The following is an 18,262-nucleotide window of genomic DNA, read 5'->3' as shown; positions in this document are numbered from 1 at the left end:
GGAGCACGAACAATGAAGTTCATCCGAGGGATCCGAGGGGTCACCGTCGCCGCACTGGCACTGACGCTGGCCGCCTGCGGTTCGAGCGTCAAGACGGCCGACCAGCAGCCGGCCGCCGGCTCGTCGGCCGGCGCGCTGATCGGCGTCACCATGCCGACGAAGTCGTCGGAACGCTGGATCCACGACGGCGACAACATCAAGGCAGCGCTGGAGAAGCTCGGCTACAAGGTCGACCTGCAGTACGCCGAGAACGACATCCCGACCCAGGTCAACCAGATCGAGAACCAGATCACCAAGGGCGCCAAGCTGCTGGTGATCGCCTCCATCGACGGCACCGCGATCACCACCCAGCTGCAGGAGGCGGCCGACCACAAGATCCCGGTGATCGCCTACGACCGGCTCCTGCTCAACAGCCCGAACGTCGACTACTACGCCACTTTCGACAACTACAAGGTCGGTGTGGAGCAGGCGGATTCGCTGGTCAAGGGCCTCGGCACCGGTCCGGGTCCGTTCAACATCGAGCTGTTCGGCGGCTCGCCGGACGACAACAACGCGACGTTCTTCTTCAACGGCGCCATGTCCGTGCTCAAGCCCCTCATGGACAGCGGCAAGCTCGTGGTGAAGAGCGGCCAGACGACGTTCGCGCCGACCGCGATCCTGCGCTGGGACCCGGCCACCGCGCAGCGGCGCATGGAGGACCTGCTCACCAAGACCTACGGCGGCGGCGCGAAGGTCGACGGCGTGCTCTCGCCGTACGACGGCCTGTCCATCGGCATCCTCTCGGCGCTCAAGAGCAACGGCTACGGCACCGCGGGTCAGCCCTACCCGGTGGTCACCGGCCAGGACGCCGAGGTCGCGTCGGTCAAGTCCATCATCGCCGGCGAGCAGTACTCGACGGTGTTCAAGGACACCCGCAAGCTCGCCGACGTCACCGTGAAGATGGCCGACTCCGTCCTCAAGGGCGGCAAGGCGGAGGTCAACAACACCACGGATTACAACAACGGCAAGAAGGTTGTGCCCTCCTACCTGCTGCAGCCCGTGGTCGTGGACAAGACCAACTACCAGAAGGAACTCCTCGACTCCGGCTACTACACGGCGGGGCAGCTGAAATGACGGAACTGCTCGGCATGCGCGGGATCACGAAGACCTTCCCCGGGGTCACCGCGCTCGCCGACGTCACCCTTTCCGTGCGCCGCGGGGAGATCCACGCGATCTGCGGGGAGAACGGCGCCGGGAAGTCGACCCTGATGAAGGTGCTCTCCGGGGTGCACCCGCACGGCAGCTACGCCGGGGAGATCCGGTTCGACGGCGAGGCGTGCGAGTTCGGCTCGGTGCGCGACAGCGAACGCCGGGGAATCGTGATCATCCACCAGGAGCTGGCGTTGTGCGGGCAGCTCTCGATCGCGGAGAACATCTTCCTCGGCAACGAGCGGGCCCGGCGCGGGTTCATCGACTGGAACCGCACCAACCACGAGGCCGGCGAGCTGCTGCGGCGCGTCGGCCTCGCGGAGAACCCGGTCACGCCGGTGCGCGACCTCGGCGTCGGCAAGCAGCAGCTCGTCGAGATCGCCAAGGCGCTGTCGAAGCAGGTGAAGCTGCTCATCCTCGACGAGCCGACCGCCGCGCTCAATGACGACGACTCGGCGCACCTGCTCGACCTGTTGCGCGGGCTGCGCGACGAGGGCGTGACGTCGGTGATCATCTCCCACAAGCTGGGCGAGGTGATCGCGATCGCCGACACCGTCACGATCCTGCGCGACGGCCGCACGATCGAGACCCTCGACGCGGCCGGGCTCACCGAGGAGCGGCTGATCACCGGCATGGTCGGGCGCGATCTGGAGCACCGCTTTCCGCCGCGGGAGCCCGACATCGGCGAGGAGGTGCTGCGGATCGAGGACTGGACCGTGCACAGCCCCACGCAGCTGGGCCGGGTCGTGGTCGAGGGCGCCAACCTGACGTTGCGGCGCGGGGAGGTGGTCGGCCTGGCCGGGCTGATGGGTGCGGGCCGCACCGAGCTGGCGATGAGCGTGTTCGGGCGTTCCTACGGCACCGGTATCTCCGGGCGGCTGGTGAAGGACGGCGTGCCGATCGAGGTGCGCTCGGTCCGTGACGCCGTGCGCCACGGCATCGCGTACGCCACCGAGGACCGCAAGCGCTACGGGCTGAACCTGATCGAGGACGTGCAGCGCAACGTCTCGGCCGCGGGCCTCGGGAAGCTGGCGCGCCGCGGCTGGGTCAACGAGCACGCCGAGCACGACACGGCCGCGCGGTTCCGCCGGGACCTGCGGATCAAGGCACCGACCGTGCGCAGCGTGACCGGGAAACTCTCGGGCGGCAACCAGCAGAAAGTCGTGCTGGCCAAGTGGATCTTCACCGATCCGGACGTGCTGATCCTCGACGAACCGACCCGCGGCATCGACGTCGGCGCGAAGTTCGAGATCTACTCGATCATCAACTCCCTTGCCGCGCAAGGGAAGGCGGTGCTGGTCATCAGCTCCGAGCTGCCGGAGCTACTCGGCCTGTGCGACCGGATCTACGCGCTGTCCGCGGGCCGGGTGACCGGCGAGGTCGCCCGCGAGGACGCCACCCAGGAGCTGCTGATGCAGTACATGACGAAGGAACGCCCATGACCACAACGGACACGGCCCGGCCCGCCGCGCCCCCGGCCGCCACCCCGGGCAGGCGGATCTCGATCAACCCGCGCCAGAGCGGGATCTACGTGGCCTTCGCCCTCATCGTGGTGCTGTTCGAGGTGCTCACCGGCGGCGCGTTGCTCGAGCCGCAGAACATCTCGAACATCATCGTGCAGAACTCCTACGTGCTCATCCTCGCGATCGGCATGATCCTGGTGATCATCTCCGGCCACATCGACCTCTCGGCAGGCTCGGTGGTCGCGATGACCGGCGCCGTCTCCGCGGTGCTCATGGTGAACCTGCATGTGCCGTGGCCACTCGCGGTGCTCATCACCCTGGTGACGGGCGCGGTGATCGGCGCGTGGCAGGGGTATTGGGTCGCCTACTTCGGCATCCCGGCCTTCATCGTGACGCTGGCGGGAATGCTGGCGTTCCGCGCGCTGACGCTGACCGTACTGGGCAACCAGGGCATCGGCCCGTTCCCCGACGCGATCCGCACGCTGTCCAACGGCTTCACCGACGGCTACCTCGGCAACATCGGCCTCGGCCCGCTCGGCGGCGCCGACCTGGTCAGCCTGATCGTCGGCGTGCTCACCGTCGCCGCCATCGCGATCACCCAGCAGCGCAAGCGCTCCGCGCGGCTCGGGTACGGGCAGGACGTGGACCCGTACCCGGTGTTCGTCGCGAAGGTCGCCGGCGCGGCGATCCTGGTGCTCGCCGTGGTCGTGCAGCTCGCGCGGTTCAAGAACCTGCCGTGGGTGCTGATCCTGCTGGCCGTGCTCGTGGTCGGCTATTCGCTCGTCGCCGGTCGTTCGGTGTTCGGCCGCCACATCTACGCGGTCGGCGGCAACCTCCAGGCCGCGACGCTGTCGGGCGTCAAGGTCAAGTCGGTGGCGTTCTGGATCTTCGTGAACATGGGCGTGCTGGCCGCGCTCGCCGGGATCATCTTCGCCGGCCGGCTCAACCAGGCCGGCCCGACCGCCGGCGTGAACTTCGAACTCGACGCGATCGCCGCGGCGTTCATCGGCGGCGCCGCCGTGCAGGGCGGCGTGGGGAAGGTCGTCGGCGCGATCACCGGCGGGTTGATCATGGCCGTGATCAACAACGGCATGTCCCTGATCGGTGCTCCGAGCGAGCGCGTGATGCTGGTCAAGGGCGTGGTCCTGCTCGCGGCAGTCGCGTACGACATCTGGACGAAACGACGCGGTACGGCTTAGAGGCGCGGCCGCCGGGGATTCAGCCGGCCCTGGGCCCGGGGCCGTGACCAGGGCCTAAGGCCGGCGGAAGATCGTGATCGAGTGGCCGACCTCGTCGATCGGGGTGCTCGTCGCCAGCAGGGCCTTCAGGTGGGCGTCCGCCTTGGCAATGGAGGAGTCGGAGACCGCGAGCAGGCCGTGGACCTGGTCCGGGGGCACGCGGAGGGGGTCGGCGGCGTCGATGCCGTAGAAGGCCGGCACGCCGCTGCCCTTGTAGACGAGCCAGGGGCGTTCGTCCGGATAGCGCGTTTTCAACCGGTCGGCGAGGCGGCCGAGGTCCTGGCCCCAGTCGACGTTCGAGTCGTGCAGGCGCAGGTGGGTCTGCGCCGGGCCGCCGAAGGCTTCGTTGGAGTAGGGCAGGTAGTACGGGAACGTCAGCAGCGAGCTGACGGCCGTGAAGACGACCAGGACCGCCGCGGCGAGGTGGGCCTGGCGGCGGCGCAGGAGGACAAGACCGGCGGCCGCGACGGCGAGGAACATCGGGAGGAAAACCGTGTACCGGACGCCGAAGTCGCGGCTGCCGGTCATGGCGGCGGCCAGCAGCACCGCGGACGGGACGAGGAGGTACGGCGCCGCGGGGCGCAGCCGGGGAATCGCGAGCAGCACGACGATGCCGGCCAGCCACAGCGCCAGCGTGCCGAGCGGGGTCTTCACGAGGATCGCGGCCGGGAGGTAGTACCAGAGGGCGCCGAAGTAGAGGCGGCCGAACAGGAAGCCGCTCCACACCTGGTCTTCGAAGCCGAACTGGAGGTGCATGCCGTCGCGGTACGGCGCGGGCACCGGGAGCCAGTCGGCGAGCGCGCGCAGGCCGTGGAGAGTCGGCAGGCCCGGCGGTGCCTGCCAGCGCAAGCGTGGATCGACGGCGAGGTAGGCGGCCCAGAGGACGGCGACGGCGATCAGCCCCACGCCGATGACCGCCGCGACGAGCTCGAGGGCGGTCCGTTTCGGACCGAGGCCACGCGCACGACGGAAGTGCCACACCGACAACGCGGCCAGGAACAGGACCACCGGAACCGCGGGCAGCGCGCTCATCTTCGTCGCGATCGCCGCGCCGAGGGCGAGTCCCGCCGGCGGGAGATACCGCAGGGGCCGGCGCCGGGCCCGCCACACCAGCCAGGCCGACGTCAGCAGGAACCCGGCCATCGGCACGTCGAGTGTGGCGAGCGAGCCGTATGCGATGACGTCGGGCGAGAAGGCGTAGAGCGCGAGCGCCATGAGGCCGCCGACCGGGCCGGCGAGATCACGCGCGAACGCGAAGACGACCAGCCCGAACAGCAGCGTCAGCACGATCATCGGCAGCCGCGCCAAGAACATCAGGTGGCCCGGATCGCTGCCCGACTCGTACAGCACGTGCCGGCCGAGCTGCGTTTCGTCGCCGGCGAAGGCGGGGTCGAGGTGCACGTCGGCGAAGGCCAGGCCGGACGCGATGATCAGCTTGCCCAGCGGCGGGTGCTCCGGGTTGTACCGCAGGCTGTGCTGGTCGAGGTAGACGACGGCCGTGCCGACGTACACCGGCTCGTCGATCGTCGGCGTCTGCCCGACGGCCGTGGTGACCATCGCGAACGCCATCTGCGCGAGCAACGCGAACCCGACGAGCGCAAACGCCCACCGCCGATGCCGCCGCAGCCACTCGAACCGGCCCGGCGGGGCCGGGGTCGGCGCCGGGTCCGCCGGGGTCGCCCCGCTCGCGCTCGACAGCTGGCTCGTAGGCGGCGACAACCCGAAGTTCCTTCCACGCGAGAGAACACGTCCGCGCCCATGCTACGTCCCGCCCGCCGCGGCGATCGGCTCGTGACCACCGGCGGCCCTCCAGGTGAGCGTGTCCGGGTCGTCCTGCCCGGCGGTCTGCACGGGCCGGCCGAAGCGATCGGCGCGACCCGAGTCTCGGTGAGCCGCGCGCTGCGGACGCCGAGCACCTCGTCAGCGTCGAACCGGCGCCGTGGTGGTCCTCGCGCCGGAGTTGCTCGCGCACCGCGAGAGGCGGGGGCTCGGCTGACCGCAGGCCGGGCGGTAATTCGGTTGACCCGGCCCCGCGGCGCCGCTGCACTGTGGCGCGACAGCCACGACACCCCGGGGAGACCGCCGCAGTGGAAATCCGCGCCACCACCGAGCAAGACTTCGACGTCTTCGTCGACACCGTCCACACCGCGTTCGCGCGGTTCCCCGAGACGCCGGCCGAGGGCGGCGGCGGGCTGTGGTGGTCGGCGCTCGAGATGGACCGCGGGGTGCTGGCCGTGGCGGACGGGCGGCCCGTCGGGACCGCGGCGGCCTACTCGTTCGAGCTCACGCTGCCGGGCGAGGTCGTGGTGCCGGCGGCCGGGATCACGTCCGTCGGGGTGCTCCCTTCGCATCGTCGCCAGGGGGTGCTGAGCGCGATGATGCGGCACCAGCTGGCCGAACTGCGGTCGCGCGGGGAGTTCCTGTCCGTGCTGCTGGCGTCGGAGGCCACGATCTACGGCCGCTTCGGCTACGGGCCGGCGACCTACACCGGGCAGCTGACGGTGCCGCGGCACCAGGCCGCGCTCGCCGCGCCGCGGGCTCACGCGCCGGCCGACACCGGCTCGGTCGAGGTGCTGAAGCGCGACGAGTGCGTCGAGCTGCTGGAAGACGTCTACGACCGCTACCGCCGCGCGCAGCCCGGCGCGTTGTCGCGGCCGCACCGGTGGTGGGCGTTGCGCGCGGGCCAGCCCCCGATCACCGCGGCGCCGCGGTACCTCGCCGTGCACCGGGATGCCGACGGGACCCCGGACGGGTACGCCAGCTATTCGCTCGTCGAGCCCGGCACGCTGACCGTCGACGAAACCATCGCCACCGACGACGCCGTCTTCACCGCCCTGGCCCGGTTCGTGCTCGGCCACGACCTGGTCACGCGCGTGGTGTTCAAGCACGTCCCGCCGTGGCACCCGCTGCGCTGGCAGCTCGCGGACTTCCGCGCCGGCACGGCGAGCGACGACGACTGGCTGTGGGTGCGGCTGCTGGACGTCCCGCGCGCACTGACCGCCCGCGGCTGGTTCACCGACGGCGAGCTGGTCCTCGACGTCACCGACCCCTTCCTCGACGAGCGCGGCCGCCACCTCCTGACCGTCCGCGACGGCAAGGCCGAGTGCGTCCCCACGGACCGCGCGCCCGACCTGTCCCTCGACGTGCGCGACCTCGGCTCCCTCTACCTCGGCGGCACCACCCCGAGCACCCTCGTGCGCGCCGGCCACGTCCACGCGCACCACCCCGAAGCCGCCGGTGTCGCCGACGCGCTGTTCCGCGCGGAGCGAGAGCCGCACTGCCTGCACTGGTTCTGACGGCGCGGGCGCACCGGGCCGTTCGGCGGCGGCGCTGGTTCCAAGGTTTGCGGTTCGGATCCTCGCCGAGGCGTACGGAAAGTCCGGGTTCAGCGGTTGAGCGCCTTCGCAAGCGCCGCGACGTCCACCTGCCGTGGCTTGGGCAGCCACGCCGGCTGGTCGGCGCCGCGGGGCGAGAGCACGTTCAGGTAGTGGTGCGGGGTCCGCGAGAGCGTGACGTTCTCCGTGACCCCTTGGTACAGCCCGAGCGGCGTGAGCGACGTGAACAGCTGCGGGTCCAGCAGCTCGTGCTCTCCCCCGCTGCCGACGGCGCGGTGGACGTAGCCCCAGTCGAAGAAGCCGAGGGTGCTCGCCCACATGGCGGCGCGCGTGAGGGAGACGTGGACGCGGTAGCTGCCGCCCTCGGTGGCGCGGCGGATGAGCGCGGCCAACGCGCCCGTGGCGCCCAGCCAGGCGACGAGGTAGTCGTTGATGATCGACGTCGGCGGGAGTTTCGGCTGGTCCAGCGTGCCTTCGGCGGCGACCATGCCCGTGACGGTGCCGGCGACCTGGTCGAAGCCCACGCGGTTCGCCCACGGGCCGGTGTCGCCGTGGCAGCTGGCGGTGACGTGGACGAGGCCGGGCCGCAGGCCGATGGCCTGGTGGGCGTCGACACCGAGCTCGGTGAGCAGGCCGGGGCGGCGGTTGGCGTAGAAGACGTCGGCGTCGCGCAGGAGGGCGTGCAGCGTGGCCTGGCCGTCGGTGCCGCGGACGTTGAGGCGGGTCGAGCGGACGCCCACGTTGGCCGTGGCGACCAGCGAGTCCATCTCGAACTCCAGGACGCGCCAGACGTTGAGCACGTCGGCGCCCAGCGCGGCCAGCGAGCGGCCGATGCCCGCGCCCGCGATGACGTGGCCCATGCCCAGCGCGCGGATGCCGGACAGCGGTTGCGTGCCCCAGTCGGGCAACGGTTCGGGCGGGGTGTCCGCGACCTTCTCGATCTCGATCAGCGGCCGCGAGGCGAGGTGCTCGAACACCGGCTCGGCCACGAACTCCTCGACGCTGCGGACCTTCGCGAACACGATGCCGTGCCGCTCCCCCAGCTCCTCCAGCTCGTCGGCGGTGTGCCGGGCGATCGCGCGGCCGAGCGCTTCGGGGCTGTCCGCGCAGTCCAGGACTGCGAGCATCTTCGACTTCAGGCCGGGGTAGATGTTCGCGGGGATGACGTGGCGGCCGTCGCGCGTGGGGTAGAAGCCGAGGTAGGAACCGACGAGCCGGTCGGCCATGTCGGCGGGGTAGCCGTTGAGCGTCTCCCACCGCAGCTCCGACGCCGGGGCGAGCCGGCGAATGGCCTGGCCCAGATCGACGGTGATGTCCTGACCCAGCCCTGCGCGCATGCGCCACAGCTTCGCGGCGAGCACCGATTGCTGGGTCAGCGCGACAGCCGCCGCCCCGCCGATGCGGATCGAGCTGGGCAGGAGCGGGTCGCGTTTGAGGAAGGTGATGGCGCCGCCGCTGTCCTCGGGCGTGAAACCAAGTGGTGCCAGCACTTCGCGCAGCTCGGCGTGCGGGTCGAACGCGTCGTCGGACGCACGATTGCGCACCGCCCGGAGCATGGCGTCGCGCATCGACCCCGGATCGGTTGTTTCCACAGTGGACACTCCAGGGTCGGAACCTCGACGTCCGCGACACGGGCCACGAGCTCGCCTGTGCCAGGGCGCCGCGGTGCGGCGGGCAGCGAAGCGCGTCGATCGTAGCGACGGCAGCGGGCCCGCCGGGCCGACTTCGGGGAATCCGTTATTCGTCCTGCGACGCCGCCGGACGGTTTCCGCGCACGACCAGGACGGGGCACAGCGCGTACGAGATCAGGCTCTGGCTGGTCGATCCGAGCGCCAGGCCGGCGAGCCCGCCGCGCCCACGGCTGCCGACGACCAGCAGTTGCGCGCGATCGGCCCAGTCGAGCAGGCCGTCGGCCGGCTTCTCCTTCACGACCAGGCGCTCGACCTGCACGTCGGGGTACTTCGCCTGCCACCCGGCGAGCCGCTGCGCGAGCAGTTCCCGCTCCTGGGCCTCGATCGCGTCGGCGTCGGCGGACGAGCCGGACTCCTCGAACACCGACGCGAGGAACCCTTCCTTCCAGCAGTGCACGGCGACGAGCGGAGTCCGGCGCCACGACGCCTCCTCGAAGGCGACGCCGATCGCGTCCTCCCCGATCGGCGTGGCGTCCACACCGACCACGACCGGGCCGTCCACCGGCGGCGCGTCCTCGGCGACGTGGGGACGCACGAACGCGACCGGACACTCCGCGTGCGAAGCAAGCGAGACCGACACCGAGCCCAGCACGAACCGGCCGAGCCGGTGCAGCCCCGTCGACCCGAGGATCAGCATCCCCGCCGACGCGGACTCGGCGCGCAGGGCCGACGCCGGCTGTTCCGGCCGCAGCACGGCCTCGGCGGCCAGCTCCGGCGCCACCTCCGCGACGGCCGCCCGCGCCCGGCTGAGCACCCGCTCGCCGCGCTCGCCGACGACCCGCTGCGCGTCCTCGTAGGTCGGCGCGGCGTGCGGGTACGTCACGGGGATCTCGTCCACGGCGTGCACGAGCCGCAGGCCCACGCGGCGCTCGCGGGCCATCCGCGCGGCCCAGCGCGCCGCCATCAGCGACGACTCGCTCCCGTCGACCCCGACGACCAGATCGGTGGACGCGCTTGCCATGGGTTCCCCGCCTTCGTCGGTCTGCCGGCACCTCGGACTGTAATCGCAGCGGACCTGCGCGCGAGACGGCCAACAGACCCCCGTCCGGGTGACTTTCGTCCAGCGGTGCCTGCCCCTTTGAGCCGCCGTCGAGTTTCTCTGCATACGGACGACATTGCGGCCCCGGCCGGCCACTCCCCCAGGACGTCCCTTCATCTGACTACTTGACAGCACACCTCGGCCGGTCCGATTTACATCCGCATGCTGACGATTCCCGCGACCGCAGCGAGATGCGTTGGCAGCACTCGATCTTCCGCAGCGGCCCGGATCGCCGACCGGCCGGTGGTCCTGTTCCGCCGGTTCGACGGCACGCGGTGACTCGTCCGGGTCAGTCCTGGCAGCCGTCGAGGGTCGGCACCGGGTACTTCGGGTCGTAGTAGCCGGGCGCGTCCTGGTCGCCCGCGGGCGCCGGGCCGACGGGCGGGTTGGCGTAGCCGGGTGCGAGGAAGCCCGTCTTCGCGGCGGCGCAGCCGACGGAGGAGAACGCGCTGTGCTCGCCGTCGATCCAGAGACCCTGGCTGGTTTTGCTGAAGCTCGTGCCGCTGCGGAGCACGTAGTTCTCGTCCACGCGCACGAAGCTGACGATCTGCCCCGGCCCCGTCAGCTCGCCGGGGTGGGGGTCGTCGAACGCGTAGGCGACCACGTACTTCGCGTCCACGGCCAGCTCCCCCGGCTTCACCCCGGGGTGCGCGGTCAGGGTGCCGAAGATACGCGGGCCCGCGTCGAGCAGGCGGTATCCGTCGGCGATCTCGGTCACGTACGGCAGCAGGCCCTTGTCGTGCTCCGCCACCTTCGACGCGATCCACGGCCGCGCGTCCGGCGCCAGCTGCGCCAGGAAGGCCCTGGGGTCATGCCCCGTCACGACGGCGGGTTCGAGCCGCGCGGCGAAGATCGCGCGCTTGACCTGCGCGTAGGCGTCCGCGGCCACTTCGGCCTTAACCGCCCCGGTCGCGGTGGTGGCGATCCCGTCGAAGCCCTTGGCCCACTTCTCGGCGGGCGTCCGGTCGTACGGCCGCGCCAGATCGACGCGCGCGAGAATCGGCACCGCCGTCGGATTGGGCGCAGCCGGCTCGGCTCCGGGCCGGCTCCCCACGAGCACGATCGCCGACACCGTCACCCCGAGGACGAGGAGGACGAGCGTCGCGCCCCACCACCGCCCCCTCGGCCGCCGCAGCGGTGCGCGCCGCTGCTTGCGCACCTTCCGGCGGTCCTTCCTCGCCCCCACCCGCGCGCCGGCCTCCGCCCGCTTGCGCCACTCCGGATCCACCAGATCCGGGTGGGAGTCGAGCAGGTCTTCCTCTTCCACGTGCTTGCCCCCAGAAAACGTCGTCGCCTCCTCATCGACGATCCGCGGACATCGTTACTGCGGGCGGGGACTTGCCGTGCGGTTCACCCGAGCGGCTCGCGGTCAGTGGCTGTCGCGGGTGGGTGGGGCGAGGGTGGTGATCGTGGTGGCGCGGGTGAGGGCGTAGGCGGCGAAGAGGGCGGGCAGGCCGAGGACGGCGAGCAGGAGCCAAGTGCTGGTGGCGTTGGCGATGACGGCCCACTGGACCGTGACGAGGAGGCCGGCGTTGAGCAGGACGCGGCCGGTCAGGGAGATCAGGCGGGTGCGGGTTCGGGCGGCCTCGGCGGCGGCCCTGGCGCGGCGGGCGCCGGACCACCAGGCCCAGGCGAGTGCGAGCAGGATCGTGACGGCGACGAGGATTTGGGTGGGCGTGAGGGTGTTCATGGTTCACCCCGATCGGATTCGCGTGGTGGGCGAAGAATGGTCGACAGAAGGGGCTGAAACCCGTCGGTGGTTCCGATGCGGTGGGCCCTTCCGGCTTGCCTGATCAGGATGGCCTTGACCGCATCGGGGTCGCAAAGTTTCCGACCAAGTCCGATCAGTGCTGCTCAGCGCCACGATCTCGGCTTGGCCGGGGTGTCGGGCATCATGGCACAACGGCGGGCGCCGCGCCCGGGGTGAGGAGGGGGCCGGCTGTGACGACTGCGCCGTTCGGGGAGCCGCCTGCGCCGGGGAGGCCCGGGTCGCTGTCTGAGTTCGCGGTCCGGTTGCAGGCTTTGCGGGAGTGGTCGAGTGTGCGGCTGCGCGCGTTGCCGGCGCTGGTGGAGAGGGAAATGGCGGCGCGCGGGGTGCCAGCCGAAGCGGTCAGATGCGCGTACGGGACCGCGCGGGAGATTTTCCGGGACGAGCCCAAGCGGTACAACGAGGCGTTGCTCTTCGACGTCATCCGGGCGTTGCTCAGGAAGGCGCATCCGTCGGCGGAGGCGCTCGAACGGCAGGTGGCGCCGTGGCGCGAGAGTTATCACCACGCCCGGCGGCGATCGCGGGAGAAGACGGTGTTTCCTGGGTTCTCGATCGGGCCGCTCAGCACAAGTGTTCAACTACTGGAAGGCAACGGGGAGCGGGAGATCGCGGAAAGTGATGTGCACGTTCTCGTCACGCCCCGGGCGGTTTCTCTTCCGGCCATAGTCGCCTATCGAAGGGAAAAGCTCCGCGAGGAGCAGGAAGACCGCCGCAAAAAGGGGCTCGAGTACCACGAGGCCTTGCTTCGCTACGCGGTCCACGATTTCGTGGTGAACCGCCGCGGCCCCGAAGAACTCTCCGAGGTCACGATCCACTTCACCTACTCCGACTACGTCACTTTCCTTGCCACCCAGCAACTCGACGAACCCCTCCCCGGCGGCGACACCCTCCGCAGCCTCTACCTCGACGGCCGCGACCCCCAGGACACCCCGGACTTCATGCGCTCCAGCTTCGGCCTCAACGTCGCCGTCGTCACGGCCGACGGGTGGCTCGTCGTCGCACGGCGCAGCGGCCGGGTTGGGGTGGGCAAAGGCGAGTGGAACTCCTCGGCCAACGAAGGGCTGCAAAGGAAACTCGACGGGCGACACGGGCCGCCCAACCTCTTTCGCGCCGCCGAGCGCGGGTTGAAGGAAGAGCTGCGGCTCAGGCCCGATCACTACGACCTCAAGCTCCTCGCGTTCGCCGTCGTCACGTCGAACTCCCAGTGGTGTTGCCTGTTCCTGGCGAACCTGCGCACGATGACCCGCCAGCAGTTCGAGAACAACCTCGGCCGCGGCGTCCAGGACGCCTGGGAGCACCGGGGATTCGAGTACGTGGAGTTCGAGCCGCAGCCGACGATCGAGTACCTGCTCCGACCCGACCGCCGCGACTCGTGGGCTCCCGCGGCGCCGGTGTTGTTCTACCTGTCGCTGGTGCACGCCCACGGCGAGGAAGCCACGGATCGCGTCGTGGAAAAGCTTGAAGCACAACAAGAAACGGGCGAGGACCGCTAGCAGGGCCCCCTCACGCCGGCGTGAGTGAAGGCGGCAACGCGGCCGCACCCCAGGACTGGTTCGGCGTCGCGCTCATGCGGAGTACCAGTTCGCCGCCCCGAATCACCTCGTCGTGGGTGATCCAGGCGCGGTGCAACGGCTTTCCGTTCAGTGTCGCCGACGTGATGTAGACGTTCGGCGGCGAGTTGCCGATCGCGCGCACGGTGAACGTCCGGCCGTGGCCTGTCGTGAAGCGCGTGCGGTCGAAGACGGGGCTGCCGAGGATGTACACGCCGCTCGCGGGCGACACGGGGTAGAAACCCGCCGCGGCGAGAACGTACCAGGCCGACATCTGGCCGGCGTCGTCGTTGCCCGCGAGGCCGGTCGGGCCGGTCCGGTAGGCGTGTTCGCAGACGTACCGGGACCACTGCTGGGTGAGCCACGGCGCACCCGCGTAGGTGAACATGAAGGGCATCTGCTGCACGGGCTCGTTGCTGTGGTTGTAGAACTCGTTCCACTTCATCATCACCTCCGGCGGCGTCTTCTCGAAGATGCCGTTGAGGCGCTCGACGAACGCCGCCCGTCCGCCCGCGAGCTTCACCAGGCCGCCGACGTCGTGCGGCACGAACCAGCCCTGCTGCTCCGGATTGCTCTCGATGCAGCCGTCGCCGTCACCCATCCAGGTGCCGTCGGCGTTGCGGCCGCGGAACCAGCCCGCGTCGGTGTTGAAGAGGTTCCGGTAATTGTGCGAAGTCGCGTACAGGCGCTTCGCGTCTTCCTTCTTGCCCAACGCTTCGGCGAACCGTGCGAGGGCGTAGTCGGTATACGCGTTTTCCAGCGTCGAGGAGAGGCTGTAGGTGACGCAGTAGCCGAGCGAGGTCCAGTTCGCGAAGTCGGTGCGGTTGGAGCGTTCCGCCGGGCCCAGCGCGACTTCGCGGCAGAAGCGGTAGGCCTTCTCGGCGTCGAACCCGCGCAGCCCCTTGAGGTACGCCTCGGCGATGACGTTGATCGCGGCGTCACCGATCATCGTGTCGGTGTCCTTGCCCAGCAGCTCCCAGCGGGCCAGCCCGCGCACGAGGCCGGCATCGGTGAGCGACACCAGCGACGTGATCGTCTCCTGCACCACGTCCGGGTCGATGATGGTCAGCAACGGGAACTGCGCGCGGAACACGTCCCAGCCGCTGAACAGCGTGCGGTGCGTGACACCGTCGCGCGCCGGCGCGGTGTCGCCCACGCGGTGGCGGCCGTCGACGTCGCCGAACAGCCGCGGGTCGATCATCGAGTGATACAGCGCGGTTTCGAAGATCTCGCGCTGCTCGGCCGTGCCGCCTTCGACGGCGACCTTGCCCAGTGCGTCCGCCCACGTGCCGCGGGCCCCGGCGGCCACGGCGTCGAAGCTCCAGCTCGGCAGGTCGTGGCGCAGGTTGCGGCGGGAGCCGTCGAGGTCGACGAACGACACGCCCGCGCGCACCGGCACCTGCTGCCCGGCGCGGACGGGGAACTCGGCGAAGAAGCCGAGCTGGGTGCCGTCGCGCTGCCCGAGGTCGGTGCGGACGTCGGTGCCGTCCCACGTGCCGAACACGGCGATCGGCTGCTGGAACTCCATCGTGAAGTACGCGGTGTAGGCCGGGCTCTGCGCGCCGCAGCCCCAGCCACCGCCGGTGTGGTCGCAGCGGATCCAGCCTTCGACGGTCGTCGCGTCGACCTGGCGCACGTGCTGCGCGATCGAGTGCGAGCCGTCCGGGCCGATGCGACGGGTGAGGTCGACCTTGACGCGGCCGGTACCGGCGTCGTGGAAGGTGAAGCGCAGCAAGCCCGCTCGCTCGGTGGCGGTGAGCTCGGCGCGCACACGGTAGCGGTCGAGTTCCACGGCGTAGTAGCCGGCGCGCGCGGTTTCGGTTTCCTTGCGGTACGGGCTCTTCGCCTCGTCGCGCCCGGTCACGAGCGGGCCGGTCTGCGGGAGCACCTGGAGGTTGCCGAGGTCGCCGTAGCAGCCGACGCCCGACATGTGCAGGAAGCTGAAGCCCTCGATCGTGGTCATCTCGGCCGAGTAGCCGCTGCCGTTGTCGCCGCCGGAGACCGTGTCCGGGCTCAGCTGCACCAGGCCGAACGGCGCGACCGCGCCCGGGAACGTCTTGCCGCACGCCGTGTCGGCGGCCGTGGTGACAGATCCGATGATCGGATCGACGGAGTCCACCGGTTGCGGCCGGGCGGCGGCTGCCACCGCAGTACGGGGCAGGGCCGCCGCGGCCGCCACTCCGCCCGTGCCGACCAGAAACCCGCGCCTGGACAGAAAAACCGCGTCGGTCATGCTTCATCGCCTTCCGGACGCTCGTGCAGTTGTCGCCGACAACACTGGGCGAACGAGCGGGCCGGGTCAAGCAAACATCGGATGTGTGGCCTTTTCTGTCCCCTCGTTTGTCCGGCCCGGGAATTCCACTGTGGACGTCACCGCGCGAGCAGCCGCCGGGCTCGCGGCACCACGTCGCGGGCGAATGCGGCGACCTGAGCACGGGAATTGTCTTCGGGCATGAAGACGAAACCGGTGTACGGCAGCTCGCTGCCGAGTTTCCCCAGCAACTCCGCCCATTCCGCGGCGCTGCCCCGCATGGGATCGGCACCCTGCTCCAGCCGCGGCCGCCCGGGTGTTCGGGTGACCATGCCGACGATCTGGGCGATCCGGCGCACGGCCCGCGGGTTCCGGCCCGCGGCGACGGCCGCGTCGTCGATGACGCGGTTGGCCTCGGCCCACTTCTCGTACGGCAGGTAGGCGGCGATCGGAGCGGCCCACCCGTCGGCGATCCGCCCGGTCAGCGCAAGGGATTTCGGGCCCTGCGAGCCGACCCAGATCTCGATCGGGTGCAGGGGCGCCGGACCCGGGTGCGCGCCCGAGACGGAGTAGAACTCGCCCTGGACCCGCACCGCCGGGCCGCCGTCCGCCCACAGCGCGCGAAGGATCGTGACGGCTTCTTCCAGCGCGACGTTGGATTCCCGTGGGCTTCGGCGCGGCACCCCGAGCTGCGTGATCGCGTCCCAGTAGCCACCCGCGCCGAGTGCCAGCTCGAACCGGCCGCCGGACACGATGTCCAGCGCGGCCGCGGTCTTCGCCAGTAGCACCGGCGGCCGTAGCGGCAGACTCGCGACGTCCGGGAAGACGCTGATCTTGTCCGTATGCGCCAGCAGATCGCCGGCCAGCACGAACGTATCCAGCCGGTCCGGCGCGAACGGCGCGTCCTGGATCCCGAGGAGGTCGAGGCCGCCGTCGTCCGCGGCCACCGCGAAGGCGCGGTCCGCCGCCAAGTCGGTGGTGGGCGTCAGCGCAACGCCGAACAGCAGGTCGTCGCGCAAGGCGCTCCCCCGAAGTCAATAGACATTACCGTCAATGATCCTGCCGAGATCCGGCCCACGCCGCCATCCGGCGGAGAGTCGATTTCCGCCGGAATCGGATCAGGGAGATCCGGCGCGGATGAGGGCACCGAACCTCCCTGTCGATCACGTCCGGCGGTTACGCTCGGAGCCGATCGGCGTCAGTCGACCGGCGGCCACACGGGGATCGGCCCGCGGCCCGACGGGAACCGGACGTTCTTGGCCCGCACGAACTCGTGCAGTGTCTCGGCCGCGTTCTCCCGGCCGAAACCGCTTCCCTTCACGCCGCCGAACGGCGAGCCGAGGAAGGAGCGGCGGACGTAGTTGTTCACGAAGACCATGCCGGCCTGCAGGTCGCGCGCGAGGTTCGAGGCACGGAAGTGATCGCGCGTGATGAGCGCGGCCGTGAGCCCGTACGCGGTGCCGTTGGCGATGCGCACGGCCTCTTCGTCAGTGTCGTAGACCAAAATCGACGCGACTGGGCCGAAGATCTCCTCCTGCGCCACCGTGTGGTCCGGCTGCACGCCCGTGAGCACGGTCGGCGGGACCCAGAAGCCGCCGGCCAGGCGCGCGTCGACCGGAGTTTCACCCTGGTACGCGATCTTCGCACCCTCGGCCACGGCGGTGTCGACGTAGGCGAGCACCTTCTGCTGCTGGCGCGCGTCCACCATCGCGCCGATGTCGGTGGCCGCGTCGAGCCCGTCGCCGACCTGCAGCTTCGCGGTAGCCGCCACGAAGCGCTCCACGAACTCGTCGTGCAGCGACCGGTGCACGAGGATCCGCGCGGTGGACGTGCAGGCCTCGCCCTGGTTGTAGAACATGCCCTCGATCGCGACGTCGACGGCCACCTGCAGGTCGGCGTCGTCGAGCACGATCAGGGCGTTCTTGCCGCCGAGCTCCATCGTGGCGAAGGTGAGGTTCTCGGCAGCGGTGCGCAGCACGGCCTGGCCGGTCTTGGTCGCGCCCGTGAAGGTGATCCGCTCGACGCCTCCGTGCCCGGCCAGCGCGGGGCCCGCGGACATGCCCGACACGGCGTTCACGACACCCGGCGGCAGGACCTGGTTGACGATCTCCACCAGCCGCAGCACGGCCAGCGGCGCCTGCTCCCCCGGCTTGATGACCACGGTGTTGCCCGCGGCCAGTGCCGGCGCCGTCTTCTTCGTGAAGTGCAGCGGCGGCCAGTTGAACGGCAGGATCGCGGCCACGACGCCGTAGGGCTCGTAGTGCACGCGCGCCTCGATCGGGCCCTGGTCGAGCACGTCGCCGTGCAGCGTGTCGGCGAGGCCGCCGAAGTAGTCGAACCCGGCCGAGCTGAACGACACGTCGAACCGCAGCGCGTCGCGGCGGGGCTTGCCGACCTCGCGGGCCTCCAGTTCGCCGAGCTCCTCGGCGTGCTCCCGGATCAGGGCCGCGACCTTGCGCAGCAGCCCGCTGCGCTCGCGCGGCGTGAGGCGGCCCCACTCCCCCTCGTACGCCCGGCGCGCGTCGCGGACGGCCTGGTCGACGACGTCGTCGCTCGCTTCCACCACGTCGGCCAGCCGGCCACCGGTGGCCGGCTCGAGAACGGCGAAGGCCGGCGCGTCTTCGGGCGTCACCCAGCTGCCGCCGATGAACGAGCCCCAGCGGGCGCGCGGCAGCGGACCACGGCCGTCGGCCGGAAGGACGGGTTCCAGGGCGTCGGACATCGTGAGATCCCTTCGGT

Annotated in this window: 13 protein-coding genes; 5 read left to right on the top strand and 8 right to left on the bottom strand. The window is 70.8% G+C overall.

Annotation, left to right across the window (positions count from 1 at the left end; genetic code table 11):
• The first annotated feature begins 12 nt into the window (after positions 1–12).
• Genes chvE through mmsB form a run of 3 tightly spaced genes read left to right on the top strand, consistent with a single transcriptional unit; the run spans position 13 to position 3,850 of the window.
• Positions 13–1,113: a multiple monosaccharide ABC transporter substrate-binding protein gene (chvE, locus tag AB0H62_RS23110; RefSeq protein ID WP_220239592.1), complete on the top strand. Its 1,101-nt coding sequence runs from the start codon at positions 13–15 to the stop codon at positions 1,111–1,113.
• Positions 1,110–2,630, top strand: a complete 1,521-nt coding sequence (gene mmsA, locus AB0H62_RS23105; RefSeq protein ID WP_220239591.1) for a multiple monosaccharide ABC transporter ATP-binding protein — start codon at positions 1,110–1,112, stop codon at positions 2,628–2,630. The genes chvE and mmsA overlap by 4 nt, the downstream gene beginning before the upstream one ends.
• Positions 2,627–3,850 carry a multiple monosaccharide ABC transporter permease gene (mmsB, locus tag AB0H62_RS23100; RefSeq protein ID WP_220239590.1) on the top strand — a complete coding sequence of 408 codons (1,224 nt, stop codon included), beginning with the start codon at positions 2,627–2,629 and terminating at the stop codon, positions 3,848–3,850. The genes mmsA and mmsB overlap by 4 nt, the downstream gene beginning before the upstream one ends.
• A gap of 54 nt (positions 3,851–3,904) precedes the next feature.
• Here the strand turns inward: mmsB and AB0H62_RS23095 are convergent, their stop codons facing one another.
• A complete protein-coding gene (locus tag AB0H62_RS23095) occupies positions 3,905–5,608 on the bottom strand; it encodes a phospholipid carrier-dependent glycosyltransferase (protein WP_255637846.1) in 1,704 nt (567 codons plus the stop codon).
• A 368-nt stretch (positions 5,609–5,976) separates the two neighbouring features.
• Here AB0H62_RS23095 and AB0H62_RS23090 point away from each other — a divergent pair, with 368 nt between their 5' ends.
• Entirely contained in the window at positions 5,977–7,185 is a 1,209-nt protein-coding gene (locus AB0H62_RS23090) for a GNAT family N-acetyltransferase (protein ID WP_220239589.1), read from the top strand.
• An 89-nt stretch (positions 7,186–7,274) separates the two neighbouring features.
• Here the strand turns inward: AB0H62_RS23090 and AB0H62_RS23085 are convergent, their stop codons facing one another.
• From AB0H62_RS23085 to AB0H62_RS23070, 4 genes are all read right to left on the bottom strand, one after another.
• Positions 7,275–8,768, bottom strand: a complete 1,494-nt coding sequence (locus tag AB0H62_RS23085) for a CoA transferase (protein ID WP_255637845.1) — start codon at positions 8,766–8,768, stop codon at positions 7,275–7,277.
• Positions 8,769–8,961: 193 nt separating this feature from the next.
• Positions 8,962–9,876, bottom strand: coding sequence for a universal stress protein (locus AB0H62_RS23080; protein ID WP_220239587.1), 915 nt, complete (start codon positions 9,874–9,876; stop codon positions 8,962–8,964).
• Positions 9,877–10,243: 367 nt separating this feature from the next.
• Positions 10,244–11,221, bottom strand: coding sequence for a hypothetical protein (locus tag AB0H62_RS23075; RefSeq protein WP_220239586.1), 978 nt, complete (start codon positions 11,219–11,221; stop codon positions 10,244–10,246).
• A 102-nt stretch (positions 11,222–11,323) separates the two neighbouring features.
• Positions 11,324–11,644, bottom strand: coding sequence for a hypothetical protein (locus AB0H62_RS23070; RefSeq protein ID WP_220239585.1), 321 nt, complete (start codon positions 11,642–11,644; stop codon positions 11,324–11,326).
• A 350-nt stretch (positions 11,645–11,994) separates the two neighbouring features.
• On the opposite strand from AB0H62_RS23070, the gene AB0H62_RS23065 reads away from it, so the two are divergent.
• Positions 11,995–13,215: a hypothetical protein gene (locus tag AB0H62_RS23065; RefSeq protein ID WP_220239584.1), complete on the top strand. Its 1,221-nt coding sequence runs from the start codon at positions 11,995–11,997 to the stop codon at positions 13,213–13,215.
• A 10-nt stretch (positions 13,216–13,225) separates the two neighbouring features.
• Here AB0H62_RS23065 and AB0H62_RS23060 read toward each other — a convergent pair whose 3' ends face one another.
• The 3 genes from AB0H62_RS23060 to AB0H62_RS23050 form a co-directional block, all read right to left on the bottom strand.
• Positions 13,226–15,505, bottom strand: a complete 2,280-nt coding sequence (locus tag AB0H62_RS23060; protein ID WP_360588047.1) for a GH92 family glycosyl hydrolase — start codon at positions 15,503–15,505, stop codon at positions 13,226–13,228.
• 137 nt (positions 15,506–15,642) lie between these two features.
• Positions 15,643–16,542, bottom strand: a complete 900-nt coding sequence (locus tag AB0H62_RS23055; protein ID WP_255637844.1) for an LLM class flavin-dependent oxidoreductase — start codon at positions 16,540–16,542, stop codon at positions 15,643–15,645.
• 179 nt (positions 16,543–16,721) lie between these two features.
• Entirely contained in the window at positions 16,722–18,245 is a 1,524-nt protein-coding gene (locus tag AB0H62_RS23050; protein WP_220239582.1) for an aldehyde dehydrogenase family protein, read from the bottom strand.
• Between the last annotated feature and the right edge of the window lie 17 nt (positions 18,246–18,262).

The sequence above is a fragment of the Amycolatopsis sp. NPDC050768 genome (assembly GCF_040654155.1).
In the GTDB taxonomy this organism is placed as follows: Bacteria; Actinomycetota; Actinomycetes; order Mycobacteriales; family Pseudonocardiaceae; genus Amycolatopsis.
Note: the sequence above shows the minus strand (reverse complement) of the source record. Positions and strands in the feature narration are given on the sequence as shown.

Bases quoted from the DNA above. Each gene is read 5' to 3' on its own strand.
- chvE (WP_220239592.1), top strand. From the start codon at position 13: ATGAAGTTCATCCGAGGGATCCGAGGGGTCACCGTCGCCGCACTGGCA.
- mmsA (WP_220239591.1), top strand. From the start codon at position 1,110: ATGACGGAACTGCTCGGCATGCGCGGGATCACGAAGACCTTCCCCGGG.
- mmsB (WP_220239590.1), top strand. From the start codon at position 2,627: ATGACCACAACGGACACGGCCCGGCCCGCCGCGCCCCCGGCCGCCACC.
- AB0H62_RS23080 (WP_220239587.1), bottom strand. From the start codon at position 9,876: ATGGCAAGCGCGTCCACCGATCTGGTCGTCGGGGTCGACGGGAGCGAG.
- AB0H62_RS23070 (WP_220239585.1), bottom strand. From the start codon at position 11,644: ATGAACACCCTCACGCCCACCCAAATCCTCGTCGCCGTCACGATCCTG.
- AB0H62_RS23060 (WP_360588047.1), bottom strand. From the start codon at position 15,505: ATGACCGACGCGGTTTTTCTGTCCAGGCGCGGGTTTCTGGTCGGCACG.
- AB0H62_RS23050 (WP_220239582.1), bottom strand. From the start codon at position 18,245: ATGTCCGACGCCCTGGAACCCGTCCTTCCGGCCGACGGCCGTGGTCCG.